The following is an 839-nucleotide window of genomic DNA, read 5'->3' as shown; positions in this document are numbered from 1 at the left end:
ATCTGCTTACTGAAGCGATTGCACTGGCCAGTAGCCAAAGTTGGTCACAGGAAGAAAGGGCCTCCCGGTTAGGCAAGGCCGATTTCATTCAGAATTATGACGTATTATTATTACAGGAATGTTTTGACCGGCCTGCGACTAAGGTGTTATGCGAAAACCTGTCCGGGACCCATCCCTACCAGACCCCTGTTTTTGGCACTTCAAATAATGAATGGGACGCCACGTACAATTTGACAGATGATAAATGGTTTAATATTGAAAACGGCGGTGTAATGATTGCGAGTAAGCACCCCGTAGAACATATGGAGCAGTATGTTTTCTCTCCAGGGTACTGTGGCCCTGATGCCTTTTCCAATAAGGGCTTTGTGTATGCCCGTATACTTAAAGACGGCAAACGTATGCACTTTATCGTTACGCATATGCAAAATACGGACCCTCTCTGTATGGGCGGGGAAAAAACACACCGGAAAAACCAGCTAAAAGAGATAAAATCCTATATCGATTCCCGGAATATACCTGTAGATGAAATGGTTATCATAGGAGGGGACTTCAACATTTTAAAGGAGGATACGGAGGAATATAATATGATGCTGCAGATATTAAATGTTTCGCCACCCTCTTACAAAGGTTTGCCATACACCTTGGACAGCAAGACCAATAGCCTGAGGTCCTATTTGTATCCCTACCCTGAAAATGAGAGAGAATCTATAGATTACATCTTTGTATCTGATGATCACCTTGTACCGCCCTCATGGCAGAATGTCGTTTTTGATCCTGTCAGTACAACGCTAATGAGTCATAAGCATCTGTCTATTGATGTCAAAAAAGATTATTTTGTT

At 42.7% G+C, this 839-nt stretch carries 1 protein-coding gene; it reads left to right on the top strand.

Annotation, left to right across the window (positions count from 1 at the left end):
- A partial coding sequence (gene sph, locus ED312_RS20280) for a sphingomyelin phosphodiesterase (RefSeq protein ID WP_170164576.1) occupies window positions 1-839 on the top strand: 839 nt, incomplete at both ends.

The sequence above is a fragment of the Sinomicrobium pectinilyticum genome, assembly GCF_003725735.1.
GTDB lineage: Bacteria > Bacteroidota > Bacteroidia > Flavobacteriales > Flavobacteriaceae > Sinomicrobium > Sinomicrobium pectinilyticum.
This window is presented reverse-complemented; position numbering and strand designations above follow the sequence as displayed.